This is a genomic window from Massilia aquatica, from assembly GCF_011682045.1.
GTDB classification, from domain to species: Bacteria; Pseudomonadota; Gammaproteobacteria; order Burkholderiales; family Burkholderiaceae_D; genus Telluria_A; species Telluria_A aquatica.
Window position 1 is genome coordinate 126,497 of the sequence record NZ_VVIW01000014.1, and the last position, 26,604, is coordinate 153,100.

Consider the following 26,604-nt stretch of genomic DNA (forward strand, 5'->3'; position numbering starts at 1 on the left):
TCACTTCAGTTGGTTAAGAGGAACTTGCCGGGCAAGGCCGCTATCCTACCATCTCGCCTCAACCCTCGCGTCCATCGATGCGGGCACGCCACAGGTACGGCGTGTAGACCAGCAGGAACAGCAGGAACGACAGGCTCCAGCACACGCCCGAGGCCAGCAGCGCGCCGTTGCGCCAATCAACGGGCGCGAACTGGGCCAGCACGCGCAGCACGGCGCCGGCCTGGATCAGCAGATACATGAACGGCTCGTAGCGGCCGGTTTTCAGCATGCGTCCGGTGTGGCCGAGCGTGGTGCGGGTCATCATGCCGATGATGAGGCCCGCCATCGACCCGACCGCCAGCGCGTGGAAGCCGGCGCTGGCGGCACCGAAGCCAAGCGCGGCCAGCGACAGCAGCGCAAAGCCGAGCGCAATCCAGGCGTAGCCCACGTGCAAAATCCACAGCAGCGGCACATGCAGGGTGCGTTGCGGTTGCCAGCCGGTCAGGCGCACCAGCATGGCGCAGGCGGCGGCCATCATCAGCGCGGCGGCGATCGCGCCGGGCAGCGGCAGCACGTAAGCGATGCTGGCGGCCACGGTCAGGCCCAGCGCCACCTTGTCGTAGCGCGGCCGCACCACGGGTTTACTGCCCGGCGCGCCGTTGTTGGTGAACATGGGAATCACGCGCCCGCCGATCACCGCTTCAATGATGACGATGACCAGGATCGCGCCATGCACCGGCGCCAGCGGCGATATGGCGACCCAGCCCAGGGTGGCGCCATGGAACAGCGCGTTGGCCAGGGTCAGCAAACCGAGCAGGAACACCAGGAACAGGTTGCGCTTGTTGCCCGACTGCTTGAGCACGCGGTACAGGGGCCAGGCCGCCAGCGGCAGGAACAGCAGGTCGACCACGGCGGCCGCCAGCGGCGGCGCGGCCAGCATGGCGCCGCGCCCGGCCAGCCACACGCCGGCGAGAAACGCCAGATGAGCGCCGCGCGGGGTCGGCAGATTGGTCCAGGCGCGCCCGGCCGTGAACAGGAAGCCGACGATGACGGCGATCGCCATGCCGTACACCATCTCGTGCGCATGCCAGCCCAGGCCGCCGTGCGGCCAGCTCAGCCAGCCGAAGTATTGCGCCAGCCACAGCGGCACGGCGAGCGCGGCGAAGGCAGCCGTGAGGATGTAAAACGGGCGAAAGCCCAGCGCCCACACAGGGTGCTGCGCGCTCCACGGCGCATGGTGGAGCGGCGCGGCCGGTTCGTCGATTGTGAGCAGGCTCATGGCATTCATCCTTTAAAGATATATTCAATATACTACTTAAATGCGCCGCCTGCGGCAATGGTTAACGCGCCCGTTTTGATGAGGCAGCGGCGGCAGCGCGGTTTAAGTCGGGCATTCTTGATGCAGATCGTGTTTTCCGAACAAATCGCACACGCTTCTGGACGATGGGCGAACGGCGCTTTAGGCTGTTCGCATCAACCCACGCCAACCATTGGAGAACGTATGCAAACCGCTTTACTGACCATTCCCGCCATGCAGAACCAGACCGTGGCGCTGGCCGTCGCCCAGGCGCTGGAAGCCGTTACCGGGGTCGAGACCGTGCACCTGACCCTGGCCACCGGGCGCGCCCGGGTCGGCTTCGACGAGGGGCGCGCCTCGGCCGAGCAGTTGCGCGATGCCTTGTTCGCGGCCGGCTTTACGGTGGCGCCGCCGGCCAGCGGTGGCTGCTGCGGCGGCTGCGGCGGCTGAGCGCCCGCCGGCAAGCGCGCCGGCGCAACCTCCACTCATGGACAGCGAAGCCTATTTCATGCGCTGTTCGACGGCGAACACGGCCGCCTGCACGCGGCTGGCCAGCTTGAGCTTTTTCAAGACGTTCTGGACGTGGATCTTGACCGTGCTTTCGGCCAGGTCGAGGTTGCGGGCGATGGCTTTGTTGCTCTCGCCGCGCGCCAGACAGTCGAGGATTTCGCGTTCGCGCGGGGTCAGCTTGTCGAGCTCGGACGCGGGCGCTTCCCCGGCCGTGCCGGCCTGCAGCTGCGCCACCAGCTTGCCGGTCATGGCCTCGGCCACCACGGTCTCGCCGGCGGCGGCGCGGCGGATCGCGCGCAGCAGGAACTCGGTGTCGATATTCTTGATCAGGTAGCCGCTGGCGCCGGCGCGCAATGCCGTGCCGAGGTCTTGCGACTCTTCCGACACGGTCAGCATGACGATCGCCGCGTCCGGGCAATCCTGCTGCATCAGCTGCAAGGTTTCCACGCCGGACATGCCGGGCATGTTCAGGTCCAGCAGCACCACGTCCGGTTGCAGCTGGCGCGCGCGCTTGATGCCTTCGACGCCATCGGCCGCTTCGCCGACGACGGCAAATTCGGCGTGGCGCTGCAACAGCGAGCGGATGCCGCTGCGAAACAGGCTGTGGTCGTCGACCAGCAGCACGCGGATCGGTTGCTCGGGGGTGTCCATGGGGTTCTCCATTTGGTGGTCAAGCGGCGCGCCGGTGCGCCTGCGGCAGGGTCAGGGCGATGTTGGTGCCGACCCCGGGGGTCGAGCTGACCGCCAGCGTCGCTTCGATGCGCTGGGCCCGCTCGCGCATGATGTGGATGCCGACGTGGCTGTCGCCGCGCCCTTCCAGCAGGGCCGGATCGAAACCGGCGCCGTTGTCTTCGATGCTGAGTAAAAAATCGTGGCTGTCTTGCAGGCGCACCGTGACGCGGCTGGCGCCGGCATGCTTGCGCACGTTCGACAGCGCTTCCTGCACGATGAACAGCAGTTGCAGTTGCTGTTCGCGCGGGAAGGGGGCGCCGTCGACATCGGCCACCAGCTCGGCAGCGATGCCGGTCTGGCGCCGGAATTTGTCGACCGTGGTTTCCAGCGCGGCGATCAGGTTGCCCTCGGCCAGGCGGCTGCGGAAGTTGTGCAGCAGTTCGCGCACGTCTTCGTAGCTTTCCTGCACGCCGGCGCGCAGGGCCGGGACGATCTCGGCCACGTCGTCCAGCTTGCCGTCGCGCACGGACTGGTCCAGCATCTGGACTTGCAGATTGAGGAAGTTGAGACCCTGGGCAATGCTGTCGTGCAAGCCCTGGGCCACCAGGTTGCGCTCTTCCGAGACCGCCATTTCGCGTTCGCGCTCGCCCAGGCGCAGGTTTTCGATGGCGGTGCCGAGCAGCTGGCCGAGCGTTTCGAGCAAGCCCTGCTCGCGCGCGTCGAGTTCGCGCGGCGCGCGGAAATGCAGGTTGAAGAACCCCAGGTGCTGCTGGTGCGCATACATGTGGAATACCGAGACGGTGGAGAAGCCTTCGCGGTGGCATTCGAGCTCGTAGCCTTTGTCGAGCTTGCGCAGATCGTGGATGACGGTGACCTTTTTCTGGACCGCTTCGCCGCACAGGCAGTCGCCGACCTTGATGCAGTGCTCGCGCTCGACCAGGCGCTTCGACAAGCCGTGGTGGACCACCATGTGCAGGTTGTCGCGGCCGGCGTCGAGCACGCGCACCGAGCCGCCGTCGGCCTGGAAGTAGTCGCTGATGCGCTGCAAGAAGCCCTCGCACAGCGGTTCGACCGGCTGCGGACGCTGCAGGAAGGCGGCGCTGTCGTACAGCAAGGCCAGTTCGCGGTTGTTGTGTTCCAGGGCGGCGGTCTTGGTGTGCACCAGGCTCTCCAGATTGCCGTACAGCGCCTGCAGGCGGTCGGCCATCTGGTTGAAGCCTTGCGCCAGCTGGCCGAATTCGTCGCCGCTGTCGACCGCCAGGCGCACTTCGAAATCCTTGTCCTTCATGCGGTGCAAGCCGTCGTGCAGGCGCGTGACCGGTTCGATGATCAGGCTGAACATGAGGTAGATCAGGCTGACGGTGCCGACCAGGGCCAGGGCCAGCAGGGCCAGCTGCGAGGCGCGCAGCCAGAAGGTGCGGGTTTCGCTGTCGCGCTCGATCAGCTGGACCAGCGCGTTGACGCGCTCGACAAAGCGGTCGGTGTGCGCCAGGTAATTGCGCAACGCGTCCGCGCCCTGCCCGCCGGCCAGCAGTTTGGCGGCCGGACGCAGTTCGCGCCGCCATTCGGACTCGATGTGATCGAACTCGCCGAGGATGGCGCGGGTCGGTGGCAGGAACAGCGGGCGCTGCGGGTCGCCCTGGTGCAATTGCGCCAGGGTGGCGTCGATCTGCGTCATCTGGCGGCCGGCCGCAGCCTGGCGGATGGCCGGGACCGCATCGGGCTGGGCCAGCAGGATCGCCAGCCGGTAGCTGCTCATGCGCAGGCTGCCGGTATCGTTGATGGCGGCGGCGCTGCCTTCGAGTTGCCAGGACAGGTACAGGGTCACGCCGATGGCGCACAGGGCCAGCGCGAGAAAGCCGAGCAATGCACCGACGATCTTGGCGGAGAGCTTTTGGCGCGAGGGAATCAGGGTGTTGAGGGGCATGCGGTCTCCTTGCTGTCGCCATGATACGCTGCCGCGTTGCTGATCGTAACCGCCGTCACCGCCGCGTTGCCGCTCATCCGCCGGTTTGCGACATGAAGCGGATGATCTTGCCCGGCTGCTCGCGGAATTCGTGCTTTTCGGGTTTGAGTTCGATGGCGGCGCGGATCGCCTGTTCCAGCTCGGCATCGCTGGCGCCGCCGCGCAGCAAGGGGCGCAACTCGACCTTGTCTTCCTGGCCGAGGCACAGGTACAGGGTGCCGTCGACCGCCAGGCGCACCCGGTTGCAGTCGGCGCAGAAATGCTGCGACATCGGGGTGATAAAGCCGACGCTGGTGCGTCCGTCCGGGGTGGCCAGGTAGCGCGCCGGCCCGCCGCCGAGCGTGGCCGGCTGGTGGATCAGGCCGAAATGGCGGCGCAGGTGGCGTTCGACCGGCCCCAGGTCGAGCCAGGTGGCGTCGCGCCCGGTGGCGCCCATGGGCATCGCTTCGATCAGGCGCAGCACGAACTGGTGCTCGATGCAAAAGGCGACCATGGCGTCGATCTGGTGCTCGTTGACGCCGCGCAGGGCCACCATGTTGATCTTGATCGGATCGAAGCCGGCCGCCTTGCCGGCCATGATGCCGTCGAGGATCATGCCGAGGCTGTCGCGCCCGGTGATCTGCTGCATGCAGGCGCGGTCGAGCGAATCGAGACTGACGTTGATGCGCGAAACGCCGGCCGCGCGCAGGTCGGCTGCGTGGTGCGCCAGGCGGGTGGCGTTGGTCGAGAGCGACAGGTCGTCGATGCCGGGCAGGCTGGAGAGGCGCCCGGCCAGCTCCGACAAATTGCGGCGCAGCAGCGGCTCGCCGCCGGTCAGGCGCAGGCGGCGCGTGCCGAGGCGGCCGAAGGCGGCGACCAGGCGTTCGATTTCGTCGAAGCTGAGCCAGTGCTGCGGTTCCTCGAAGCCCTTGAAGCCTTTGGGGATGCAATAGCTGCAGCGCAAGTCGCAACGGTCCGTCACCGACAGGCGCAGGTATTCGATGGATCGCCCATACCGGTCGCGCAACATGGCCCTGCTCCTGAAGATTGATGACAGGCCGATTGTAGCGGGCCGGGCGCGGTTTGAATGTGCCCACGACGGGCTAGCGGGACTAGTCATAAAGGACTAGAGGGGGCGGCTTGCCGCGCCCGCTTGATGGCGGCCGATTACCCGGGCCCGCCGTCCCGGTGCATGGCCTGCCAGGCGATGCGGGCGGTGGACAGCCCCAGGCCAAGATGCAGCACGATAATCCACAGCAGGCTCCCGGACAGATAAAAAGCGCTTCCCAGCACCAGCGCAAGGGAAAAGTTGCCGGGAATGTCGCGCGGCTTGTCGTAGCCGTACGTCATTGCATCGGCCAGCGACGCCAGCAGGATCGCCGCGACCGCGCCGGTCATGGGCGCCAGCGTGTTGATCAGAAAACCCCGATACAGCAGGTCGCTGCCGAGTCCGATCACGATCACAAACAGGACGAACACACGCGCCTCGGCACCTGTGCGCGGCATCAACTGGTTACTGGCGATTTTGTCGAAGGCCTGCGCGCCCCCGGCGTCGGCGCCGAGCATGCGCATGGCGCCATGCATGACCAGGTGCCAGAGCGCGACGATGACGATGGCGGCCGCGAGCTGGTAGCGCTGGGTGGACGGCAGGTCGAAGCGCAGGCCGAGCATCTCGATGCCCTGCCCCCGCTGCCACGCATGGGCCAGCAGGAGCAGCAACAACATTGCCATGGTCCCGATCATCGACCAGTAGCGCGTGATGCGGCCCGGCGGCGCCGCCCTCTGTCGCAGTGCGCTCCACAAGTGATATGCGGGAACAACCAGGAACAGGCACAGACCGAAGAGCCAATCGAGTCGCATGGGGTTTTCTCCGAAGAAGGTGAACGGGATTCTACATTGCAAAAGCGGCAACGGGGTCGCCGCTAGGTTAGGTATGCCACATACGTTAGGGCGCTTGTTCCGTACCATCGGGTCTGGCTGCTCCGCACTGCGGGCACGGACAAATGACACCACCACGGAGAACGACATGGACTCGATTAACAAGAACCAGCCGGAAGATAACTACAAGGACCTGGGCGGCAAGGAAGCGCTCGATAAACTGAAAGACCTGGTCGACAGCGCCGAAACCTGTTTCTTCTGCACTCAGCACGAAGGCAGCGCCAGGCCGATGAGCGTGCGCCAGGTGGATGAACAAGGCAACCTGTGGTTTCTGAGCGCCGACGACAGCCACAAGAATCAGGAAATCGTGGCCAATCCGGCGGTCAAACTGTATTTCCAGGGTTCGACCAATTCCGAATTTCTGGTACTCGATGGCATGGCCACCATCACGCGCGACAAAGCCAAGATCAAGGAACTGTGGAACTTCATCCTGAAAACCTGGTTCACCGAAGGCGAGGACGATCCGCGCATTACCGCGATCAAGATCACGCCAGGTCAGGGCTACTACTGGGATAACAAGCACGGTAAAGCCGTGGCCGGCGTGAAAATGCTGGTCGGCGCGGTGATCGGCAAAACGCTGGATGATTCGATCGAAGGCAAAATCGCGATGTAAGGCAGTGTGGCAGCGCTATCGGCCCGGCGGTGCGGGCGATTTCAACGCCGGGCGGCGCGTTTCGGCTCCATCTGCCCGCATTCGCGCTCATAGTTTTTTCGTGACATAGTCAGGTGAAAGGTCAGCGAGTTCCAATCTTCGCTGATCGCCGGTTCAGTGATCAGCGTTTGTAGCGGCATGACTCTGCCACACACCCGGACCGCGTAACTGGGAATCCATTGACCGATAAACGCCACGTTTGGACGCCCGGTGGCATAGCCGTTCATCGCGGTTGCACCGGGCGCCAACGGTTTACACCGGGTGCCATCGGCATCGCAGACACTCAACATTTCCCCAGTCGCGTTGTCCAGGTGGACGTACACATCGGACGACGGCTGCAGGGCGAACGCAGACGTCATTGTGACAAAGCCGGCAATAACCGCGACCGCATACGCCGCGAGTGTGGCCGGATAGTTGCGCTCGGCCGCTGCGGGCAGCGCCTTGCCACACTGTCTTTCATCTTCAACCCGCATCCGCTTCCCCTGATAAGGATTTGTTGATAAGAATTGCCCAGGCATTAAGCCCATTTGCAGTGCAAGGGTTTTCCGGGCTGCCCGGCAGCAGGCGCTTTGCTGCGCGGAGGCGTTCTGCATGCCACGTTTTCGGCACATTTTGCATCTTCCCCGCGCCGGCATCGCGCGACTACATTTCATGGATCAGTTCGACAAAACTTTCGGACGGCATCACCCACACCCGCACATTGGGAGGGTCACAAACCGCTACCGCTGGATCGATTGACGCTCGAATGTCGAATATGGCTTCCATGCGATTTCCCTCTTTGCGACCGATTCTCCCAGAAGGCAAATATCCAATACCACGAGAACGCAAAAATTGCTCTGCCAGCAGCAAGCACTGTGATTCAGTCATATCCATCCTCATTTGCCAAGCCAGATCGGCCGCGTCGTCAATCAACTCGCTGGCCGGCCCACCAGATCCTGTGCAAACAACTGACCAGCATCCGTCAAAGCCCAGGTTCAGTATCTTCTCTCTTAACTGCAAGAGCAAAACTGGCTCGGGTGCCTCAGCGACGAGCTTACTCAAAAATACGGTCCAGAACGATGATTCGATGCGCTCCTGACTGTGCTCTTGCCCAACTCGGTCATGAAACTTGGTCGTCCAGACCGACACCTCAGCCGTATATTTTTCTTCGGCAACCATCATTGCATCCGTCAACGCGACAGTCGGTTGAAAAACATAGAACAGGTTTGTAACCATATTAAACTTTCCTATTAATCAAATCGACCCGATGTTCACCATAATGAAACTAAATAAACGATTTTTTAAGAAAGATCCGACGGATTTTCATTATGAACTGCGTGGCCAGGTGCAAAGACATTCTATATTTTGTTGCCGACTAAGAAATCGCAAGAATTTATGCGCACTTACTTAGATTAACAGCGGCGCAACTGATCATCATCTGCATCCAGAAGATCCTCGTCCACACGCGCGTACGCATACGTCATTAGATTTGACCCTCATTGTTTCGCAAATGCGAATACGTTCAGCGAACAGGCGTGAGGCAATGATTTACCCATTCCAGTGACGAGGCTCTCCGCGAAATGAGCGGGATATCAACATGCACAAACACACGTCACCTCAACAAGGCCAGTCGGCCTCAGTCCGTTGGGCTTGAGCATGGTTCATCTTAGTGACGAATTTTGATATACGCAATCAGTAATCCTAAGCTCAGCACAGAACTCAGGAAATACAAAATGAATTTCCCTCTGGCCAACATCCATACCTCGCGCCGATCATCGGGTCTATGAAAATACTCCAGGACATCGCCTGACCAAAAATCGCGCCAATCCTTTTGCTCCTGCAGGAATATGAAATTATAATATACCAGGCCAGGCATGGATTGAAAAAATATCGAGATGGCCGAGGCGAAAATACCGATATCAAAGGCCGAAACTTCGGCAGACACATCCCACGCCGGAAGGAATCGGATGGACCACACGAAACCGAGCAGGAAGATCGCCATCGCAATACCCGCCATTCGAACTAACGTTGATTTCATAGTCTTTCCGTAGCAAATACCTGGTTCTGCATTTCCATTTACCATGCCATTTCCTGCGATCGGAAAGAATCGTCACATACCAGAATCAGAGATAAAACAACTTGAATGGCGATACCTATTCTTCTACCGGCAGCAGGTTATATTTTTTACATAAATTATCGAGGATGGCGGTTTGCGAATCCGTCACTTTAGTTGATCCAACCTTACGAATTCTGGACGACTCCACCTTATACCTTGTGAGTGTCAGTTTTCCACGATCCTCGTCGACGGATTCCAACAAACCGTTCTTGCCTGGACGTTGAAATATGCAGGCGGAATTAGTGCCAATTGATCCGATTTCCCTGACTTCATTAGTATTAAGAGAGAAATACATCAACGTACGCTGGTGGCCGCCCTGGATGAATTGTATGCCGACGAGCGTCGGTGGTATTTGGAATTTTCCAGCCGGCACGACAGAAGCCGCAGCCCCGTCCAGGACGCCTATTTTAATAAGAAACTTATCCCGATATACAGCATAGACGAAATTTGTGACCGATTTGTCATTTGCGTCATACAAACCAAACTCGAACTCATCCCCCCCGATCGCCACTCTCTTTCTCTCGATAAGCGGGAACGCCAAGTCGCTCCCGGCCGACGCAGGAGTCGCGGCAAGCAAGGAAGCCGCCAAGGCAATCATTTTAAGCACCATTACCTCTTTTCAAAGACGTTATCCGATTCGGGGACGTACTGTTCAACAGTGAGTGCGCGCCCAATGTGGTGGCAGGATGCTTTCCCAAGCAACGTCCGAGTTGCGCAAAAATCGATAGGCAGCGCAGGTCTCGCTCCAGGTGTCGCATGCTTCCGACATGCTGGCCGTCGGTTTGGCTGCAAGTCGTTCCATCAATTTTTTCGCTCTCTTGTCAAGACGCACATCGCCAAGGTCGAGTGCCGCAAATTCCTGCTTTGTCCACTGCTGTGCTACTTTCATCACGCGTCCGCTCAAAAGACGAGACTCAACGCGATTTTCCCGACGTTTACAAGCCGTGCTGGCAAGGCATTGAAAGTAAACAGTTTCTTCCGACGTTTGCGCAGTTGTGTATAACGATATGCCCGAAGTCCATCGCTGCCTGCCCGGCCAGCGGGTGCCCGGTGATCGACCTATTCATTTTACCAGCCATCTGAGACTTTCATCGGACCTGCCCCCGCGCCGGCGCTCTTACCTTCCAATATCGAAAGTCTCAGAAAGCGTCGGAGATTTTCCTACTGTCATCTGGTAACCGCTGGCGGTGAACGTAAAAGTCGCGTTGTCGCATTCGATTTCAAAATCCCACATCTCGACCTCGCCGTTTGGTGATTTTTCAGGACATGAGCGGCGAATTTCACTAATAAAAATCAACATATCCATTGCAAAATCCGCATCGATCTTAAGGCTGTGAACATTAGCAAACTGCAGATGACATGGCGCCACCAGGAACCCAGCTTCTGATGACTCAAATATGTAGTCGATATCAAAGCCTAGCTGCCATTCCTCATCCGGAAACGACATGGAATAGAGACGGCTATTGTTCCATCCCATGTTTGAAAAATCCTGATTGGTAAAATTGCTGTTCAATTCCATTTCAACGCCTGTTAAAACCGTTCCAGATGCCTGATTATAAAGTCGAGGTTTTCCTGCGCAATCGGATCAACTGCCGTTCGATCCTTGTTCCGGAAAATTTGCCATCGGGGACGTGTGCGGGTAACTGTACTTAGTATGTGGTGTGTCAACATTCTTATGAGCTGGCCTCCTGAGATCATCATGAGTTCTCCACCTTCCATTTCAATCGCGACTGGGTTCTTATCCTTGTTTAGCTCACGCTTAATGCGTTTCACTTGCTCGGCCAGCTGTCAAGATCCTCTTCGCTCAGGGATAAACACGTAGTTGTCCGAGTCCAATCTGGAAAATCCGACAACTTGCCGCCTGAGGCCGACGGGATTGGTAATCAAACCAACCCCACCTCCAGGAGTAAATATTATCCGTGTCGTGAGTTTCTTCCCTGCCATTATCACTGGCGCGGCTAGCCGTCTTTTGCGCTCAACCACTTCACCTGTATTTGAATTTTGAAGATGGAAAGTTTTCGGCACAATAATATATTGAATATCCTGTTGCGTAAGAATTTTCTCGGTCTCGCCAACGTTTCGGAAGAGTAAGGGATCAATTTCACTCACATCGAAGTGCCATCCAACTTGATCCAAGTTTTCAAAGCAACAGGAAATTCCATCTAAGATGTTTCCCTCGTAAAATGTGGTCCAGACACCATGACTCCAAATATCTGCATTCATGCAATCTTGAATTTCTGCAGAGTCGGATGTACTAGCCCAGCCCATAGGATCTCCCCACTTTTTTCGAATCGTATCTTTTTGATCTCCAGGAACTATTCCCGCCAATTCGCCAGTATTAATCCATCCAAATATGTCAATTTTCATTGTTTGTATATTTTATCTATCCGCCATCATCTGTGCGACCATCCTGATCGTTATAAATTGCAATTTGATAAGAAAACTCTAGCGATTACTTAGATTATCACCAAAAATAAATCAACGGCATTAGTGCTGACAGCTCCACCACAAATAAAGGTGTCGGGACGCGTGGGATCTTGTACCTCTTCGTCAATTTCCTCCGAAACTCCACACCGATCATTCTGTTTTCGTCGAGATGCCGCCAATTACTCCGGCATACCAAATGCGCGATGAAGTTGCAATACTAAATTCTCCCCATTCTCGAAAGCTTCAATAAAAATCGTGGAAAATTCGTCAATGGCTTGGATCACGCTGCTTTTGATGGAGCAATTAATTCCATATTCATCATCAGCATGCTCAACACAAAACAGAAAAAGTAGGGTCAGTGCGTCAAGCTCACTACTTGGCTCAATAGAAATCTCATTTAAACCCAAAATGTTCTTTCGGTACACATAAATGTCATTTTGTGTATCTTTCACTTCGTCTACTGTAGCAGATCCGTCTACGCACGCGGCGGCAACACCAATCCATTCGTACGCTTCTGGAGGGAATTTACTCTCAACAAGCCGCAACGCACTATTTAAGTAAATATGATATTCCTTAAAAAAGTTATTTTTGCGATTTGAAAAAATATCTAGGTTAGCTGTAAGCTCAATGAAATAATTCTTCTCTTTACTAAGATCTTGAATGCTCATCAATTATCTTTCACCTGGAGGAGCCACTTTTCCCTTTACAGTTAATACGTCCAATACCCAACTTACCACTCACGCATGAACAACTTGGGCAGGCCGGAACTGAAGTAACCGAACTCACACCCATTCGAACACCTACGTGACCAGCGCCGGTATATCTACCAGTTGGCGCTTTACCAACACTATTTGTAAACTGAGTATAACTCTGCATTTCAGCACAAGTGCCAAAATATTTTACTCCTGCGTCCTTGTTCAGCGTATTTATATAGCTGTCCCGTGGGACGTACTCGGTATGGCATGCTTGACGGTTCTTTCATGTTGGGCTTGATCGTGACTTGCCATGCCGCGCGCACGAGAGCGCTCGCGGCGGTGACATGTCAGGGAATGGTGGCGGCGCGCACAGCACCGCCCAACCAGCCCGCGCCACCTGCGCCGGGCTGGCTAAAGGCATCGATCAGCTGTTCAGATCGATCCTGGCGCTACCGATCACGTTCACATTCACACCACTGATGGTGATCGTGCCGTCCGCTTTCATCTCGATCTTGCTGCTGCCAACCTGCAAGGTGATATCGGTTTTCGCGGTCAGATGAATGTGCTCGGTCTCGGCCGTCAGCTCCACATTGGTGTGGCCCGTCACATGCACGTGCTCGGTCTGCGCTGTGGCCTCGATATTGGTCTTGGCCGTATCGTGAATGTGCGCCGTTTCCGCCGTCGTCTCGATATGCTTCTTGACCTTGGTGACGTGGAAACCCTTGCTCACCGTATCGGCCTGGTGCGGACCGTGAACAAGGGTGTCCTGGTTGTTCAGTACGGTCGTGACCATATCCTTCTGCGAATGGATATTGATCAGCTCCTTGCCCTTCTGGTCGTGGAACACCATCCCGCAGTGCCCACCCCCACCCGGCGTGGAACGGCTCTTGAAGCCCATCATGTGCGCGCCGGCCGGCAGGTCGTACGGCACCGGCTGGTCGTCGTTGTACACGCGGCCGGTGCAGATCGGACGGTCCGGATCGCCTTCGAGGTAATCGATGATCACTTCCTGCCCGATGCGCGGAATCGAAATCGTGCCCCAGTTCTTGCCGGCCCACGGTTGCGACACGCGGATCCAGCACGAGCTCAGTTCGTCGCGGCGGCCGTAGCGGTCCCAGTGGAACTGCACCTTGATGCGCCCGAACTTGTCGGTGTGGATCTCGGTCCCTTTCGGGCCGACCACGGTGGCCGTCTGCGGACCCGGCATGTTGGGACGCAGGTGCGACTGGCGCGGACGATACGGAATCTTGCGGCGGATCGCGCTGAAGCTGTTGCGGTACACGTCGCTGGCGCCGCGTTCAAAATAGTTGTTGCGCGCGCTGTACTGCACCGACAGCACCAGGAAGTCATTGTCGCCGCCCTGCTCGAACCAATGGTGGTCCAGCAGCTTGAAGGTGTGGCCCGAGGCGAAGCCGCGGCAGTCGGAGGTGCCGGTGAAAATCTTCGCCTGCCATTCCAGCACTTCCAGGCGCTGCTTGGCTTCCGCCTTGCCTTCGCCCTTGTTCTTGAAGAAGAACGCGGGGTTGCCGTCGTACACTTCCATCTTCGGCACGTCGCCCTGCACGGCCACGGTCGGCTGCTCGACCAGCTGGATCGTGTTCGGTTCCTTGAAGTTAAACGTGTTCAAGGCCATCTTGGTCGACTGCACCATGCGCTCGGCCGTGAACGCGGTGACCGCATCTTCCTTTTGAACCCGGTTGCCGCCGTTGAACTTGACTGTGGCGTGCCCTTTCTGCGGCGGGCAGAAGCCCGCGTTGCAGGAGTCGTCGCTGATGACCATGATGTGGCTGCCGGCGCTGTGCTCGAAGTAATAGAACAGGCCGTACTTTTCCATCAGGCGGCACGTGAAGTGCTCGTCGGTCTCGTCGTACTGCACGATGTAGTTCTGCGGCGGATAGCTCTTGCTGGTGCGAAACTCGTAGGTGGCCAGGCCACCGTGGTCGCCCCCTCGTAGATCTTGTCGAGCACGCCCAGCACGTTCAGATCCTGGAAAATGCGCGAGTTGACGCGGCGCTTCACGTACGTCAGCCACGGCACGATTTCGGCGTGATAGAACGCGAAGCTGCTATCCGAATGGCTGAAGCCGAACGGTATCATGCACTATAAAATACCTTTTTGAGAACATGTTGCCCGCATACCGGCACTTGGGCAATTATCGTGCTTCTTTTTGGAAGACGAGTATAACGGGCTTGCTATGGGAAACCGGTTGATCTTCTTGGAAATACGCAATGATTGTGGCATCAAATTGGTTGTTCGCCCTTGATATACGGAAGTACTCCGCTTTAGGCACATCGACTGACCGACGATTTCTTCCGAAATTAGCATTTAAGTCGCTCAATTGCAAATTTGCATCTTCACGGAGTTGAAACTCCAACGATGCATCGTCAGCCGTGGCAAACGGCACAAAATACAAGACATTAACAAAAAATTCAGGACATGGATTTATGTTTTTAAAATCGCGCCCATTTTGCTGATACTGCCGCCCGCCTTTGCCCTGCCATCGGCGCGTAAACTCATCAACTGACGTTCCGGAAGTCAGAAAGCCGTCAGTCATTTTTTGCATACAAGCGAGCGGAGTGTTCATATTTTCTCTGTTAGTCGTCTTCGCGGATGCTGCGGGCACCGGTTGCGCACTGCTGCTGCTACCGGCGTAGCAGACGGCCATCAAGCTAAGCGAGACAACTAGGGCGGTTCGCACGTTCTCTGGAATACTCATCAATTTGATTCCTTCCACATCAATCCGACTTTGGTACCTGCCTTAAAAGCATCCGCTTCTTCCGGAAGTTCACGGTAAGCGTCATACCAAGGGGAATGCTCAAACCACGCAGCTTCGGCTTGTGGCGACTCGACACCGTGGCTCGGTACAGCCTGGTTGGAGGCACTACCGGTTTGATCCATCATAGCCATCACTTGAGCGCGCCGTGCCCGTCCAGTTCCATATACAGACTCATTCATCATCTTGGCTTGGATTCTAGCTGCGGAATCAGAGTTCGGCGGACTCGTTCGTGCTAAATCCACTGCGTGCTTAGGCGCATTAACTCCCGGAAAACGCCAACCGTTCGGCTCTACGTAGCGTAGCACATTAAATCTCTGCTCGGAATGACGAGTCTCGTGAAATAGCGTACCGGGAAACGCCATCGCGTTCTCTTTGGATACGGAGTTTCCTTCGGATAGATCGGCGCGAATTACCATACGCCATCGGTCAGGTTCGAATTGACCGTTCGCATTAGTCAGCTTCCGACTGGGAATTAATCGCTGTCAGCGACGACTGTGAGGCGAGGTAGTTTGCCCGCCTTCGTCCATTCGGCGATCACCAACTGCATATTTTCCACTCGCTTTGAAACGCTGTCGGTTTACCAAGTCCTAAATATGGTGTCCTTCATCGCCTTGATATAATTTTCGACAATATCGTCGCGCATGAGTCCGTGAGAAGGGATATATGCCTTCCACGCCAGACTTCTCGGACATTTGCCAAATATCAGCGTAGGGCACAGTGCGCTGTTGCAAGATCACTCCTTCCCGACCAGGAATAGCAGCTCCGCAGTTGTTGAAGTTGAGTCCAACCCTTCGGTGCGAGGCAACGCAGGTCTTGCCATGCCGAATTGTCTAAGTGCTTGAGTTGTGCTATTTGCCCCGTTTGACGTCAAAAAACTGGCGTCAAACGAGATCCATAAATGCCGTTTCGAACATTTTACGGGGCAGTCAGCAACTTTCCAACGTCTAGAATACTTTTTATTCTATCTTCTTCGTACTTCTTTATGCACGAAAAATTCAGATTTCTCGCCAATAACGCCGAACAAATCCCATCACTCATAGGATAGCCACCATCAATCCATCTCATGGCGTCGTTCAGAAATTGGGCACCATCTTGAATAGCGGATAATATCATCGAATCAAAAGGGAATGTTTTAATTAACACATTTTGAACACCAACCCGATCAAATGAACGCTGCAACTCAACAATAAACTCCTTTCGCTCATAAACCAACGCCGGTAAAATGAAAAAACAATTATCAACAGAATCTAACCTCCTAATTCCTTTACTGGTTCCATAAACCCAGGACCCATCATCTGCCAGCCCAAGCGAATTTCCAGAAAATCCCGCCAGCGTCAGAAGGGGAACCCACTTAAACGTAGCGCCGTCCTTGGCATAGTGATCCCACACTATTTTTGAATTTACTCTCAACATCTCGCTGATGCTTTTTTTACTAATTAGCATAAAAACTCCTAGTCCTACAAAAATCACATGCCAGGATTGTAATTGATGCTCACCCCTTTAGATGACATAAATTCCAAAAACTGCGCTCGGATGGGATCTGACCAATTTTGGAAGTAATAGTGCCCCAGTTCTTGCCGGCCCACGGTTGCGACACGCGGATCCAGCACGAGCTCAGTTCGTCGCGGCGGCCGTAGCGGTCCCAGTGGAACTGCACCTTGATGCGACCGAACTTGTCGGTGTGGATCTCGGTCCCTTTCGGGCCGACCACGGTGGCCGTCTGCGGACCCGGCATGTTGGGGCGCAGGTGCGCCTGGCGCGGACGATACGGAATCTTGCGGCGGATCGCGCTGAAGCTGTTGCGGTACACATCGCTGGCGCCGCGTTCAAAATAGTTGTTGCGTGCGCTGTACTGCACCGATATCGCCAGGAAGTCGTTGTCGCCGCCCTGCTCGAACCAATGGTGGTCCGTCAGCTTGAAGGTATGGCCCGACGCCAGGCCGTGGCAGTCGGAGGTGCCGGTGAAAATCTTGGCCTGCCATTCCAGCACTTCCAGGCGCTGCTTGGCTTCCGCCTTGCCTTCGCCCTTGTTCTTGAAGAAGAACGCGGGGTTGCCGTCGTACACTTCCATCTTCGGCACGTCGCCCTGCACGGCCACGGTCGGCTGCTCGACCAGCTGGATCGTGTTCGGTTCCTTGAAGTTAAACGTGTTCAAGGCCATCTTGGTCGACTGCACCATGCGCTCGGCCGTGAACGCGGTGACCGCATCTTCCTTTTGAACCCGGTTGCCGCCGTTGAACTTGACTGTGGCGTGCCCTTTCTGCGGCGGGCAGAAGCCCGCGTTGCAGGAGTCGTCGCTGATGACCATGATGTGGCTGCCGGCGCTGTGCTCGAAGTAATAGAACAGGCCGTACTTTTCCATCAGGCGGCACGTGAAGTGCTCGTCGGTCTCGTCGTACTGGACGATGTAGTTTTGCGGCGGATAGCTCTTACTGGTGCGGAACTCGTACGTCGCCAGGCCGTCGTGGTCGCCCTTGTAGATCTTGTCACACCGACGGTGTTTTCTCTGAGCTATGCAATCACGTCGATTTTAATATTTGTCGCTATGTTGTTGGAGATATCCAAAATACCGCACCCAAAAAAAATTCGAGTCAGTCAAATAGAGGCTTCAAAAATGCTCCACCTATCAAGGTAACCATTATGAATACTGCGCACCAGTAGACACGTTTTTCATTGCGACTCATTTTTTTCCAGGTTTCATCATCCGGACCACCTTGACCTGCCATTTTCTACTCCTTATCTTTAGGTTTAATTAGCGGCGCAGAGTACGTGAAGGGCGACGCGCCATACGCCAGCTTGCCTGGGCTGCCCACGCCCAACTCGAGCGCATACGCCCCACCATATGCATGGGATACAGCCACTATCGCATTTACTCTCCAAGGTGTCGGAACTGACAAAAATACTTGATTTCCACTACCAGCTAAAAAACTGTTTGTAGAATCCGCGTCGTTCGCTCCAAAAATCCACCCAGCGGTAGCAGAAAGTGACGGCTTGACAGATGTGTTCGATTCGGTACTCAGAACCACCCCGGCTGCTTTATACACAGTTCCATCATAGGTGTTTACCGTTACAGACGCGGCGCCACTCAAAGAACCAACCCCACCTGTATAGTAATTCGGACGGATCGGGCTAGGATGATCAAACCCGGCAGATTTCGCCCCCATATAGTTCCACCCAGGGCCAAAGGGGTTGGAGCGTGCTGCCTGGGCGATGCGCTCAGCGTCGTCACTCATTTTCGCAGCGCTGCGGAAATAGATCTCACTCGCGGCGGATGCATTGCTAGCCGCTTCGCGGTACGCTGCACCGGATGCTTTATGACCACTCGCATAGGCCAGCTCCGATGCACGGTTCAACTGGTATGCCTGGGCAAACAGCTTCGCGCCGGCGTCGCTGAGGCTGGCAATAGTCGGTCGTGTGTCATTCCCAAGCAGCCCCGACGCGTCCTTCTGCGCAGCGCTACTTTGCAAGGCGTCCGCTCCCGCCTCAGCCATCAACAAGGCCTGTTGTAGCGCCGGCGAAGTTTGATTTTTCGCCATCTCCGCTTCAGCTTTGGCACCATTGCTACCAATGAAAACATTAGGCGAGCCTTCGGTAATGTATGCGCCGCAAGCGATTTTGTCGCTTACCCTGGCTGCCGGCAAACCGTTGATAAATACAGTGGGGCTGCCAGTCGCAATCGGCGGTGGAGCGCTGTCGTGCTTCGAGCACACCGTCTCGTCCACGCTCGCCCGCGCCGCCTTGATGCCGTTGGTGAACACATTCCCGGAACAAGGGCCGATAATCTTGCCAGTCTTGTCCCCACCTCCACCGCCTTTCGGACCATCACCAGGCTTGGTGTGGCCGATCGGATCGCCCAATCGCGCTGCTTGAGGCATGTTTAACCCTCCACCGGCTGATCGAGCATGGCCTGCACCTCGGCAATGCTGGAAAGCCGCACCGCCGCCGACCCCGCCACGAACATCGAAGCCTGGTGCAGGCGCGCGCGCAGCGACACCCCACCGCGTTCCGGTCTCAGCTCGAGCACATAGCTGCCAGCCTTGCGCCACACCGTTCCGCTATTGGGCACCACAAAACTCGGGTGCAGCGGCGTGCCGGCGGCGTCAAAAAACGCCCAGGCGTCATGCTCGACTTCGCGCGCATCGGTCTTGCGGCAGGCTTCATTATGGTTGGCGAACGCGTGCAGGGTGCGGCGCCGCTCGGACAACGCAAACACGGTCGACGCAATCGCCGGCGCCGAACTGGCGACCTCGGTCGCCGCCGGCGCTGTCTTGTGGCGCAACTTGACGCTGGCCAGCATTCCATCGAAGGCCGCATTCCACTCGTCGGTGAACTGGCTAAGGCAGGTCGCGGCGATCAGCATCGCCTTCACCTCGCCCGCTTCAGTGCGCGGCAGCATGGTGATCACCTGGCGCTGGTGCATCATGTGCCCTGCGCTGCGCCAGCGGTACGCCAGTTCGACGGCCGGCGTCTCGTCCACCGTCCGTTCCACCCTGTTCAGCAAGCGGAAATCCGGTAACGAATTGCCCAGTTCGGCGACCAGGCGGTCGGCGAAGTTGACCAGCGAATCGTCACCCTGCGCATCCGCATGCGACATCACCACGCTGAATTCGCTCGGTCCCTCGTCGGCCAGCGTGAACATGTGCATTGTCTTGTCCTTGAGCTGCGCCGGCAGCTCAAAGGTCGCGTGATTGGTATGGTAAGGCATGCTTGACGGTTCTTTCATCTTGGTTCTCTTTGGGGCAATATCCACCAGCCCTGATCGGCTTGATCGTGACGTGCCAGGCCGCGCGCACGAGAGCGCTCGCAGCGGTGATGTCTCAGGGGATGGCGGCGGCGCGCACAGCGCGCCCGAACCAGCCCGCGCCACCGGCGCCGGGCTGGCGAAAAGGCGTCGATCAGCTGTTCAGATCGATCCTGGCGCTGCCGATGACATTGACATTCACACCACTGATGGTGATCGTGCCGTCCGCTTTCATCTCGATCTTGCTGCTGCCAACCTGCAAGGTGATATCGGTTTTCGCGGTCAAGTGAATATGCTCGGTCTCGGCCGTCAGCTCCACATTGGTGTGGCCTGTCACATGCACGTGCTCGGTCTGCGCTGTGGCCTCGATATTGGTCTTGGCCGTATCGTGAATGTGCGCCGTTTCCGCCGTGGTCTCGATGTGCTTCTTGACCTTGGTGACGTGGAAACCCTTGCTCACCGTATTGGTCTGGTGCGGACCGTGAACGAGGGTGTCCTGGTTGTTCAGGACGGTCGTGACCATATCCTTCTGCGAATGGATATTGATCAGCTCCTTGCCCTTCTGATCGTGGATCACCATCTCGCAGTGTCCACCGCCACCCGGCGTGGAACGGCTCTTGAACCCCATCATGTGCGCGCCGGCCGGCAGGTCGTACGGCACCGGCTGGTCGTCGTTGTACACGCGTCCGGTACAGATCGGACGGTCCGGATCGCCTTCGAGGTAATCGATGATCACTTCCTGCCCGATGCGCGGAATCGAAATGGTGCCCCAGTTCTTGCCGGCCCACGGTTGCGACACGCGGATCCAGCACGAGCTCAGTTCGTCGCGGCGGCCGTAGCGGTCCCAGTGGAACTGCACCTTGATGCGCCCGAACTTGTCGGTGTGGATCTCGGTCCCTTTCGGGCCGACCACGGTGGCCGTCTGCGGGCCCGGCATGTTGGGACGCAGGTGCGACTGGCGCGGACGATACGGAATCTTGCGGCGGATTGCGCTGAAGCTGTTGCGGTACACGTCGCTAGCGCCGCGTTCAAAATAGTTGTTGCGCGCGCTGTACTGCACCGACAGCACCAGGAAGTCGTTGTCGCCGCCCTGCTCGAACCAATGGTGGTCCAGCAGCTTGAAGGTATGGCCCGACGCGAAACCGCGGCAGTCGGAGGTGCCGGTGAAAATCTTGGCCTGCCATTCCAGCACTTCCAGGCGCTGCTTGGCCTCCGCCTTGCCTTCGCCCTTGTTCTTGAAGAAGAACGCCGGATTGCCGTCGTACACTTCCATCTTCGGCACGTCGCCCTGCACGGCCACGGTCGGCTGCTCGACCAGCTGGATCGTGTTCGGTTCCTTGAAGTTAAACGTGTTCAAGGCCATCTTGGTCGACTGCACCATGCGCTCGGCCGTGAACGCGGTGACCGCATCTTCCTTTTGAACCCGGTTGCCGCCGTTGAACTTGACTGTGGCGTGCCCTTTCTGCGGCGGGCAGAAGCCCGCGTTGCAGGAGTCGTCGCTGATGACCATGATGTGGCTGCCGGCGCTGTGCTCGAAGTAATAGAACAGGCCGTACTTTTCCATCAGGCGGCACGTGAAGTGCTCGTCGGTCTCGTCGTACTGGACGATGTAGTTTTCCGGCGGGTAGCTCTTGCTGGTGCGGAATTCGTAGGTGGCCAGGCCGCCATGATCGCCCTTGTAGATCTTGTCGAGCACGCCGAGCACGTTCAGGTCCTGGAAGATGCGCGAGTTCACGCGGCGCTTCAGGTACGTCAGCCACGGCACGATTTCGGCGTGGTAAAAGGCGAAGCCGCCATCTGAATGGCTGAAGCCGAACGAGTTGACGTAGCCGTTGATATAGCTTTCGCTGCCATCGGCCATCAGCACGCCGACGCTGACGTTCTTGCCCATCAGGGTCTTGAGCTCGATGGCGCCGTCTTTCGAGATCAGGCTCAGGTTAAAAATGTACTGGTCCGAAATCGTCGTCGTGCCGCTCATCGACTCGATCAGCAAGCCTTTGATGGGCGAGTAAAAGCGCAGCAGGCGCGAGGTGTCGACATAGTCGGCGGCGCCGCCTCCTCCGCCTCCTCCGCCACCGCCACCACCACCAGCACCAGCGCCGGGAGCGGACAGCGCGACCGGATCGATCGCCGCCGGCATGAAGCTCTCAACCGGCACGCTGAAGTCCATCGCCGCCTGACCGGCCAGCGGGTGTTCGGCGATCGACAGGTTCAGATATTGCGACATGTCCTCGCCCATTCCGGCTGCGCCGGGCACGAAGGGCATGTTCGGAATCTTGCCGGAAATCGTGTCTCCCAAGGCACGCGCATCGGGTACAAACGGCATGTGCGGGAGCTGGCCGCCGATGGCGTCACCGAGGCCGCGCGCGTCCGGCACGAAGGGCATGTGCGGAATCTTGCCGGCGATATCGTTCGCCTGGCCCAGCAGCGCCTGCGCCTGGCCGGCGACCTTCATCGCTTGCGCCACTTTCGGATTGGCCTGGGCCGCCAGGGCGGCACCGGCACTGGCCACGCCGCCCAGTCCGGCGCCGCTTTGCAGGGCCGACGCCGCCTCGATCGCGGCGCCCGCGACAGCGAGCTTCGAGCCATCGACGCCGGCCACGCCGGCCACGCCGGCAGCACCGAGCGCCAGGCCGGCGACCGAGGCCGCCGACGCCGGAGGCGTGGTGGCAACGGTGGTGTGGGGTTTGAGGCCGTCAAGTGCGTCAGGATTGGCGGACTTGTTATCTAAGGGTTGAAAAGACATCGCTCGTACTCCCGCAATTACAAAGTTGAATCGATTCCCCGGCGCGGCCAGGCATGCGCCCCGTAGCGCCGCCCTCGCCCGCCCTCGTCGCTCGCCTGCCCGCCGGGCGTGTCGCGCCTGCCAGTGCAAGAAAATGAAGGTTATCGTTTTGGAAAGTGTGTATACTATCACAAAGAAATTAATCATTAGATATTAGACTTTTTTACGGGTCACCTACTTCCACGCGTCGAAATCTCGCCCGCATGACAACAAATCCCGATCCAAACAGCTGTCCAAACTTCAACGATCTGTTGCTCAGGGAGCGCAGCCGCGCCACGCCAAACATGGAAGGCGACGCCATAACTTCTTCTCCGCTGTGTTTACTGATCGCCAATCCGGTCAATCCTATTTCTGGCAGCAAGATCCTGGCCGGCGCCAGCGAGCTCGATTTCGTCCTGCCGGCCGCCCTGCCCCTGCGCTGGCAGCGCATCTACAGTTCGGGACAGCGCAAGACCGGCCTGCTCGGCCAGGGCTGGAGCACGCCCTTGTCGGACACCTTGCACATCAGCGATGGCCAGGTGACCATTCTCGACCCGTTCCAGCGCGACATCACGTTCGCGCTGCCGCGCGCCGGCGAAGCCCTGTATTCGCTGACTGAAAAGATCGCCCTGGAGCGCACGGGCGAACGCAGCTTCGAACTGATCGACCAGGATGGACTGCGCAAGCTGTTCGCCATGCTGCCGCGCGCCTACGACAGCGCGGTGCTGGTGGGCATGATCGACGCCAACGACAACCAGATCCGCATCGACTGGAACGCGCGCCAGTTGCCCGAAACGGTGCAAGACAGCGCCGGGCGCGTCTTCGTGCTCGACTATATAACGCATCGCGGCCAGATGCGGCTGGGCGGCATCAGCGTGCAGCGCGACGCGGTCGACTACGAAGAGCCGACCACCGAGGTGGTGATGAAGTACCGCTACGACGAGCTGGGCAACCTGTTCCAGGTCGTCAACCGCGCCGGCGAAGTGACGCGCCAGTTCGCCTACATGAACCACATCATGGTCGAACACGCGCAGCCGGGCGGGCTGGTATCGCACTACGAGTACGACGAATACGAGTGGACCGGCAAGGTCACGCGCAACTGGACCAACAATGGCATGTCATGGAATTTCCGCTACCTGAGCGGCGAAACCCTGGTCTACGACCACCTCGGCCGCGAAGAGCTGTTCCGCTTCGATAAACAATGCCGCTTCACCAGCATGATCGACGCGCTCGGCGGCGAAACCGTGCGCCAGCTCGACAGGCACGGCAACGTGACCGGGATCGTGGCGCCGGGCGAACGCACCACCCACTACCGCTACGACCGCCGCAGCCGCGTGGTGCGGGTGGAAAGCAAGGGCAAGGGCACCGGCATCGTGTACGACGCCAGGGTCGACAAACCCGCGCTGCTGACCGATGCGCTCGGCGCCGTCACGGCGCTGCGCTACGACGAGCGCGGCAACCTGCTCAGCGTGACCGACGCGCTCGGCCACCGTACCACCTACGAGTACGACGCGCACGGCATGCCGCTGACGGTAACAAACGCCATCGGCGCCATCGACACGCTCACTTACAACCGCGCGGCCCAGTTGCTCAGCCACACCGATTGCTCGGGCAACACCAGCCACTTCAGCTACGACGCCGATGGCAAGCTGCTGCGCATGACCGATGCGCACGGCAACACCACCGCCTTCACCTACGATGCGGCCGGACGCTTGACCACGGCGGCGCAAGCGGACGGCGCCACCGATCGCTACGAGTACGACGCACTGGGCCGCCTGCTGGCGCACACCGATGCCGCCGGCCAGCGCAGCAGCCGCGTGCTCGATGTGGACGGCAAGCCGCTCAAGCGCATCGACGCGCATGGCGGCGTGCTCGAGTACCGTTACGACGGCGCGCGCCGCGTGGCCGAGCTGATCGACGAGCATGGCGCCACCCAGCGCTTCGTGTACGACGCGCTCGACCGCGTGATTGAAGAAACCGGCTTCGACGCCCGCCAGACCCGCTACCGCTACGACGCCAGCGGTCTGCTGGCAGCAAAAGAAGAACGCGACAAGGGCGTCTGCACCGACACCACCTACACGCGCGACAGCGCCGGGCGGGTGGTCGACATGTTCATGACGCGCACCGCCGGCGACGCCAGCGCGGAACACACGCGCCTGCGCTTCACCTATGACGATCTGGGCCGGCTGACGCAAGCCATCAGCGCCGATGCGATCGTGGACCTGGAATACGACGCCATGGGCCGGCTGGTATCCGAGCAGGCCGACAGTGGCGGTGCAACGACCATCCTGCGCCACGCCTATGACGCGCTGGGCAAACGCATCCAGACCACCGTGCCGGAGCGGTGCGTGCTCGACAAGGTGGTCGCGGGCTGTGCGCAGCCGCACCGGAGCGATCACGTCGGCCAGGCCATCGCCGGGATGGAACGCGACCAGTTGTACCGCCCGGCAGGCCGCACCCAGGGCGTGCTGAGCAGCCGCTTCCGCCACGATCCCATCCTGCGCATGCTGCCGCACGTGGCCGGCCAGTTGCTGGTGGGCGAAGGCGTCGTGCCGGTCGTCGCGGGCAAGTGCGAGTACGACGAGAACGGCAATCTGCTGTCGCTGGACGCCAGGAGCGGCGCACACGCGACCTGCGACTACGATGTGCTCGCCCGTATTCTCGCGACGGTGCAGCTGCGGCCGGACAGCGCGTCGATTTGATATGCCCATGAAAAGTAGTCAGCCTGTGGAGTCGCAGGCGATGTGCGACGAGTTGCTGAACAAGATCGCCGGCGACGCCAGCTTGTCCGAGATCCGCGATTTGTTGCTGACGTTTAAGGCAAAGGGTGTGCGCGCACCGCAGATCGGGCATTTCCTGATGGCGGTGGTGCGCCAACATCAGGACGGCCCTGCCGATCTGGCCTTGCCCGAGGCGGTGGAAGACAAGCTCTTTGATGTGTTGGACGTCGTATGCGGACTGGTGGCCGATCATCTTGCGGTATGGGCACGCGCGTGCAAATGGGGGCCGGCGCGGCCCATAGCGTATCTGGAGTCCCTGTGCCCGGTGTGCGCCGCCGGCATTCTGGGCATTCGCCGGCTGGATGACGCCGGCACCATGGTGATCGCCTGCCATGAATGTGAAGCTGTCTGGACGAACCCAGGTGAAATCACGACGGCGAATGCCCTTTACCTGACCGAGCCCGACTTCGGCGCAGCTGAATTGGGCGCAGCGATTTTTGGCGATCAGGCAGCATGGGCCAGCCCCGATGATATCCACCGGTATGGGTGGGGCAAATACATATTTGGAGAAGAAACTCATGTTTACTAAGGTCAGCAGCGGGAATGTATGGGTTTAGGCAGCCATGCCAATGTCTATAACACGTGCTTGCGCATTCTGCGCAAGCGGGGTTTTGCCCTGCGCGTCGAGGGCGAACTGGGCGACGACGGCTGCTGGCCTACAGAGGCGCGGTGGATTGCCGAGAAAGACGGATTTCGCTTCTTGGCGGACAATCCGATCGAACTGTTTGGCCTTGTCGCTCTTCAGGATCATTTTCAGCCGGCGGAAGACATACCATATTGGTGGCGCCAGGACGGTGACGACGTATGGGAAGAATTAATGAGCGCAGCTTTTCCCGACTGACAATGAGGTGGATGAAGACATTCGACACCGTGCACAATCGAGAAAAATTTCGCGATGAACGATACAACCCCGAACAACATCAGACTGTTTAAGGATTATCACAACTTCGATGACGGATTGCTGGTGTCATTCACGTATTTTTACGTGCCCGATGAGCCATTAGCCGCGCGAATTGTTCTTTATGCGCGAAACGAACGCATCGGCGGAGATACATGGCGCCATGTCGAGATCGTCGTGCGCGATGTGCAGGAACTCTGCGCGAAAGTAAAAGGAAACCAGTTCAATTCGATCTCGTCCAGCGTCAAACTCCTGCGCTTCGGCGAATTATGGTGCGTCGATGTGGATGGCACCTACCTGTACGGCAAGGACCCCGCCTCGCTGGATGAAGTCCGCAAAGATGGTGAATGCTACGTCATCGGCCGCTTTGTGGAAGTCAACGAGGTTCCTGACTGAACCTCGATCCATATACAAGCCCACCCGCAACACCGTCCG

General features: G+C 58.5%; 25 protein-coding genes and 2 pseudogenes. 6 read left to right on the forward strand and 21 right to left on the reverse strand.

Translation table 11 applies throughout. The annotated features are described in order from the left end of the window. Window positions 1-58: 58 nt before the first annotated feature. Window positions 59-1,258 (reverse strand): NnrS family protein, encoded by a 1,200-nt coding sequence (locus tag F1609_RS21635; protein ID WP_167078728.1) that lies wholly within the window; start codon window positions 1,256-1,258, stop codon window positions 59-61. 222 nt (window positions 1,259-1,480) lie between these two features. Here F1609_RS21635 and F1609_RS21640 point away from each other — a divergent pair, with 222 nt between their 5' ends. After that, on the forward strand, window positions 1,481-1,726 hold the full coding sequence (locus tag F1609_RS21640) for a heavy-metal-associated domain-containing protein (protein WP_187363095.1): 246 nt from the start codon (window positions 1,481-1,483) through the stop codon (window positions 1,724-1,726). A gap of 51 nt (window positions 1,727-1,777) precedes the next feature. Here the strand turns inward: F1609_RS21640 and F1609_RS21645 are convergent, their stop codons facing one another. The 4 genes from F1609_RS21645 to F1609_RS21660 all read right to left on the reverse strand — a co-directional run bounded on the left by F1609_RS21645 (window position 1,778) and on the right by F1609_RS21660 (window position 6,263). Further along, the gene (locus F1609_RS21645; protein ID WP_167078729.1) at window positions 1,778-2,437 is read right to left on the reverse strand and encodes a response regulator; all 660 of its coding nucleotides are present in this window, start codon (window positions 2,435-2,437) and stop codon (window positions 1,778-1,780) included. A 19-nt stretch (window positions 2,438-2,456) separates the two neighbouring features. Beyond that, entirely contained in the window at window positions 2,457-4,385 is a 1,929-nt protein-coding gene (locus tag F1609_RS21650) for a type IV pili methyl-accepting chemotaxis transducer N-terminal domain-containing protein (RefSeq protein ID WP_167078730.1), read from the reverse strand. Between the two features lie 73 nt (window positions 4,386-4,458). After that, a complete protein-coding gene (moaA, locus tag F1609_RS21655; RefSeq protein WP_167078731.1) occupies window positions 4,459-5,433 on the reverse strand; it encodes a GTP 3',8-cyclase MoaA in 975 nt (324 codons plus the stop codon). A 137-nt stretch (window positions 5,434-5,570) separates the two neighbouring features. Continuing rightward, on the reverse strand, window positions 5,571-6,263 hold the full coding sequence (locus F1609_RS21660; protein WP_167078732.1) for a CPBP family intramembrane glutamic endopeptidase: 693 nt from the start codon (window positions 6,261-6,263) through the stop codon (window positions 5,571-5,573). Window positions 6,264-6,429: 166 nt separating this feature from the next. Here F1609_RS21660 and F1609_RS21665 point away from each other — a divergent pair, with 166 nt between their 5' ends. Continuing rightward, window positions 6,430-6,954 (forward strand): pyridoxamine 5'-phosphate oxidase family protein, encoded by a 525-nt coding sequence (locus F1609_RS21665; RefSeq protein ID WP_167078733.1) that lies wholly within the window; start codon window positions 6,430-6,432, stop codon window positions 6,952-6,954. Window positions 6,955-6,995: 41 nt separating this feature from the next. Here F1609_RS21665 and F1609_RS21670 read toward each other — a convergent pair whose 3' ends face one another. The 16 genes and pseudogenes from F1609_RS21670 to F1609_RS21745 form a co-directional block, all read right to left on the reverse strand. Continuing rightward, the gene (locus tag F1609_RS21670; RefSeq protein ID WP_167078734.1) at window positions 6,996-7,586 is read right to left on the reverse strand and encodes a hypothetical protein; all 591 of its coding nucleotides are present in this window, start codon (window positions 7,584-7,586) and stop codon (window positions 6,996-6,998) included. 49 nt (window positions 7,587-7,635) lie between these two features. Next, entirely contained in the window at window positions 7,636-8,208 is a 573-nt protein-coding gene (locus F1609_RS21675; protein ID WP_167078735.1) for a hypothetical protein, read from the reverse strand. 430 nt (window positions 8,209-8,638) lie between these two features. Next, window positions 8,639-9,010, reverse strand: coding sequence for a hypothetical protein (locus F1609_RS21680; RefSeq protein ID WP_167078736.1), 372 nt, complete (start codon window positions 9,008-9,010; stop codon window positions 8,639-8,641). Window positions 9,011-9,125: 115 nt separating this feature from the next. Next, window positions 9,126-9,698, reverse strand: coding sequence for a hypothetical protein (locus F1609_RS21685; protein ID WP_206752969.1), 573 nt, complete (start codon window positions 9,696-9,698; stop codon window positions 9,126-9,128). 51 nt (window positions 9,699-9,749) lie between these two features. Beyond that, a pseudogene (locus F1609_RS21690) lies at window positions 9,750-9,977 on the reverse strand (IS4/Tn5 family transposase DNA-binding protein); the annotation flags it as partial. A 228-nt stretch (window positions 9,978-10,205) separates the two neighbouring features. Then, window positions 10,206-10,607: a hypothetical protein gene (locus tag F1609_RS21695; protein WP_167078738.1), complete on the reverse strand. Its 402-nt coding sequence runs from the start codon at window positions 10,605-10,607 to the stop codon at window positions 10,206-10,208. Between the two features lie 269 nt (window positions 10,608-10,876). Continuing rightward, window positions 10,877-11,455: a hypothetical protein gene (locus F1609_RS21700; RefSeq protein ID WP_167078739.1), complete on the reverse strand. Its 579-nt coding sequence runs from the start codon at window positions 11,453-11,455 to the stop codon at window positions 10,877-10,879. A 239-nt stretch (window positions 11,456-11,694) separates the two neighbouring features. Continuing rightward, window positions 11,695-12,183, reverse strand: coding sequence for a hypothetical protein (locus F1609_RS21705; RefSeq protein ID WP_167078740.1), 489 nt, complete (start codon window positions 12,181-12,183; stop codon window positions 11,695-11,697). 451 nt (window positions 12,184-12,634) lie between these two features. Beyond that, window positions 12,635-14,307: pseudogene (locus tag F1609_RS21710) on the reverse strand (type VI secretion system Vgr family protein). A 55-nt stretch (window positions 14,308-14,362) separates the two neighbouring features. After that, window positions 14,363-14,926, reverse strand: coding sequence for a hypothetical protein (locus F1609_RS21715; protein ID WP_167078742.1), 564 nt, complete (start codon window positions 14,924-14,926; stop codon window positions 14,363-14,365). Next, on the reverse strand, window positions 14,926-15,402 hold the full coding sequence (locus tag F1609_RS21720) for a hypothetical protein (protein ID WP_167078743.1): 477 nt from the start codon (window positions 15,400-15,402) through the stop codon (window positions 14,926-14,928). Before F1609_RS21720 ends, F1609_RS21715 begins: the two co-directional genes overlap by 1 nt. Before the next feature lie 499 nt (window positions 15,403-15,901). Further along, window positions 15,902-16,429: a hypothetical protein gene (locus tag F1609_RS21725; RefSeq protein WP_167078744.1), complete on the reverse strand. Its 528-nt coding sequence runs from the start codon at window positions 16,427-16,429 to the stop codon at window positions 15,902-15,904. A 49-nt stretch (window positions 16,430-16,478) separates the two neighbouring features. After that, a complete protein-coding gene (locus tag F1609_RS21730; RefSeq protein ID WP_167078789.1) occupies window positions 16,479-17,501 on the reverse strand; it encodes a type VI secretion system tip protein TssI/VgrG in 1,023 nt (340 codons plus the stop codon). A 214-nt stretch (window positions 17,502-17,715) separates the two neighbouring features. Then, the gene (locus F1609_RS35085) at window positions 17,716-18,843 is read right to left on the reverse strand and encodes a polymorphic toxin type 22 domain-containing protein (RefSeq protein ID WP_187363096.1); all 1,128 of its coding nucleotides are present in this window, start codon (window positions 18,841-18,843) and stop codon (window positions 17,716-17,718) included. A 20-nt stretch (window positions 18,844-18,863) separates the two neighbouring features. After that, window positions 18,864-19,709, reverse strand: coding sequence for a DcrB-related protein (locus tag F1609_RS21740; RefSeq protein WP_167078746.1), 846 nt, complete (start codon window positions 19,707-19,709; stop codon window positions 18,864-18,866). A gap of 172 nt (window positions 19,710-19,881) precedes the next feature. Continuing rightward, window positions 19,882-22,473 carry a type VI secretion system Vgr family protein gene (locus F1609_RS21745; RefSeq protein WP_167078747.1) on the reverse strand — a complete coding sequence of 864 codons (2,592 nt, stop codon included), beginning with the start codon at window positions 22,471-22,473 and terminating at the stop codon, window positions 19,882-19,884. Window positions 22,474-22,715: 242 nt separating this feature from the next. On the opposite strand from F1609_RS21745, the gene F1609_RS21750 reads away from it, so the two are divergent. From F1609_RS21750 to F1609_RS21765, 4 genes are read left to right on the forward strand one after another with little or no spacing between them, the layout of a single operon-like run. After that, window positions 22,716-25,193, forward strand: coding sequence for a DUF6531 domain-containing protein (locus F1609_RS21750; RefSeq protein WP_167078748.1), 2,478 nt, complete (start codon window positions 22,716-22,718; stop codon window positions 25,191-25,193). A gap of 7 nt (window positions 25,194-25,200) precedes the next feature. Beyond that, window positions 25,201-25,800 carry a hypothetical protein gene (locus F1609_RS21755; protein WP_167078749.1) on the forward strand — a complete coding sequence of 200 codons (600 nt, stop codon included), beginning with the start codon at window positions 25,201-25,203 and terminating at the stop codon, window positions 25,798-25,800. 18 nt (window positions 25,801-25,818) lie between these two features. Then, complete coding sequence (locus F1609_RS21760) at window positions 25,819-26,112, forward strand: hypothetical protein (protein ID WP_167078750.1); 294 nt, start codon at window positions 25,819-25,821, stop codon at window positions 26,110-26,112. Between the two features lie 54 nt (window positions 26,113-26,166). Continuing rightward, the gene (locus F1609_RS21765) at window positions 26,167-26,565 is read left to right on the forward strand and encodes a hypothetical protein (protein ID WP_167078751.1); all 399 of its coding nucleotides are present in this window, start codon (window positions 26,167-26,169) and stop codon (window positions 26,563-26,565) included. Window positions 26,566-26,604 lie beyond the last annotated feature (39 nt).

Bases quoted from the DNA above. Each gene is read 5' to 3' on its own strand.
- F1609_RS21720 (WP_167078743.1), bottom strand. From the start codon at position 15,402: ATGGTAATTCGCGCCGATCTATCCGAAGGAAACTCCGTATCCAAAGAG.
- F1609_RS21765 (WP_167078751.1), top strand. From the start codon at position 26,167: ATGAACGATACAACCCCGAACAACATCAGACTGTTTAAGGATTATCAC.
- F1609_RS21715 (WP_167078742.1), bottom strand. From the start codon at position 14,926: ATGAGTATTCCAGAGAACGTGCGAACCGCCCTAGTTGTCTCGCTTAGC.
- F1609_RS21675 (WP_167078735.1), bottom strand. From the start codon at position 8,208: ATGGTTACAAACCTGTTCTATGTTTTTCAACCGACTGTCGCGTTGACG.
- F1609_RS21685 (WP_206752969.1), bottom strand. From the start codon at position 9,698: ATGGTGCTTAAAATGATTGCCTTGGCGGCTTCCTTGCTTGCCGCGACT.
- F1609_RS21670 (WP_167078734.1), bottom strand. From the start codon at position 7,586: ATGCAGAACGCCTCCGCGCAGCAAAGCGCCTGCTGCCGGGCAGCCCGG.
- F1609_RS21650 (WP_167078730.1), bottom strand. From the start codon at position 4,385: ATGCCCCTCAACACCCTGATTCCCTCGCGCCAAAAGCTCTCCGCCAAG.
- F1609_RS21725 (WP_167078744.1), bottom strand. From the start codon at position 16,429: ATGCTAATTAGTAAAAAAAGCATCAGCGAGATGTTGAGAGTAAATTCA.
- F1609_RS21750 (WP_167078748.1), top strand. From the start codon at position 22,716: ATGACAACAAATCCCGATCCAAACAGCTGTCCAAACTTCAACGATCTG.
- moaA (WP_167078731.1), bottom strand. From the start codon at position 5,433: ATGTTGCGCGACCGGTATGGGCGATCCATCGAATACCTGCGCCTGTCG.
- F1609_RS21705 (WP_167078740.1), bottom strand. From the start codon at position 12,183: ATGAGCATTCAAGATCTTAGTAAAGAGAAGAATTATTTCATTGAGCTT.
- F1609_RS21635 (WP_167078728.1), bottom strand. From the start codon at position 1,258: ATGAGCCTGCTCACAATCGACGAACCGGCCGCGCCGCTCCACCATGCG.
- F1609_RS21660 (WP_167078732.1), bottom strand. From the start codon at position 6,263: ATGCGACTCGATTGGCTCTTCGGTCTGTGCCTGTTCCTGGTTGTTCCC.
- F1609_RS21665 (WP_167078733.1), top strand. From the start codon at position 6,430: ATGGACTCGATTAACAAGAACCAGCCGGAAGATAACTACAAGGACCTG.
- F1609_RS21695 (WP_167078738.1), bottom strand. From the start codon at position 10,607: ATGGAATTGAACAGCAATTTTACCAATCAGGATTTTTCAAACATGGGA.
- F1609_RS21755 (WP_167078749.1), top strand. From the start codon at position 25,201: ATGAAAAGTAGTCAGCCTGTGGAGTCGCAGGCGATGTGCGACGAGTTG.
- F1609_RS21740 (WP_167078746.1), bottom strand. From the start codon at position 19,709: ATGAAAGAACCGTCAAGCATGCCTTACCATACCAATCACGCGACCTTT.
- F1609_RS21680 (WP_167078736.1), bottom strand. From the start codon at position 9,010: ATGAAATCAACGTTAGTTCGAATGGCGGGTATTGCGATGGCGATCTTC.
- F1609_RS21760 (WP_167078750.1), top strand. From the start codon at position 25,819: ATGGGTTTAGGCAGCCATGCCAATGTCTATAACACGTGCTTGCGCATT.
- F1609_RS21640 (WP_187363095.1), top strand. From the start codon at position 1,481: ATGCAAACCGCTTTACTGACCATTCCCGCCATGCAGAACCAGACCGTG.
- F1609_RS21645 (WP_167078729.1), bottom strand. From the start codon at position 2,437: ATGGACACCCCCGAGCAACCGATCCGCGTGCTGCTGGTCGACGACCAC.
- F1609_RS21745 (WP_167078747.1), bottom strand. From the start codon at position 22,473: ATGTCTTTTCAACCCTTAGATAACAAGTCCGCCAATCCTGACGCACTT.
- F1609_RS21700 (WP_167078739.1), bottom strand. From the start codon at position 11,455: ATGAAAATTGACATATTTGGATGGATTAATACTGGCGAATTGGCGGGA.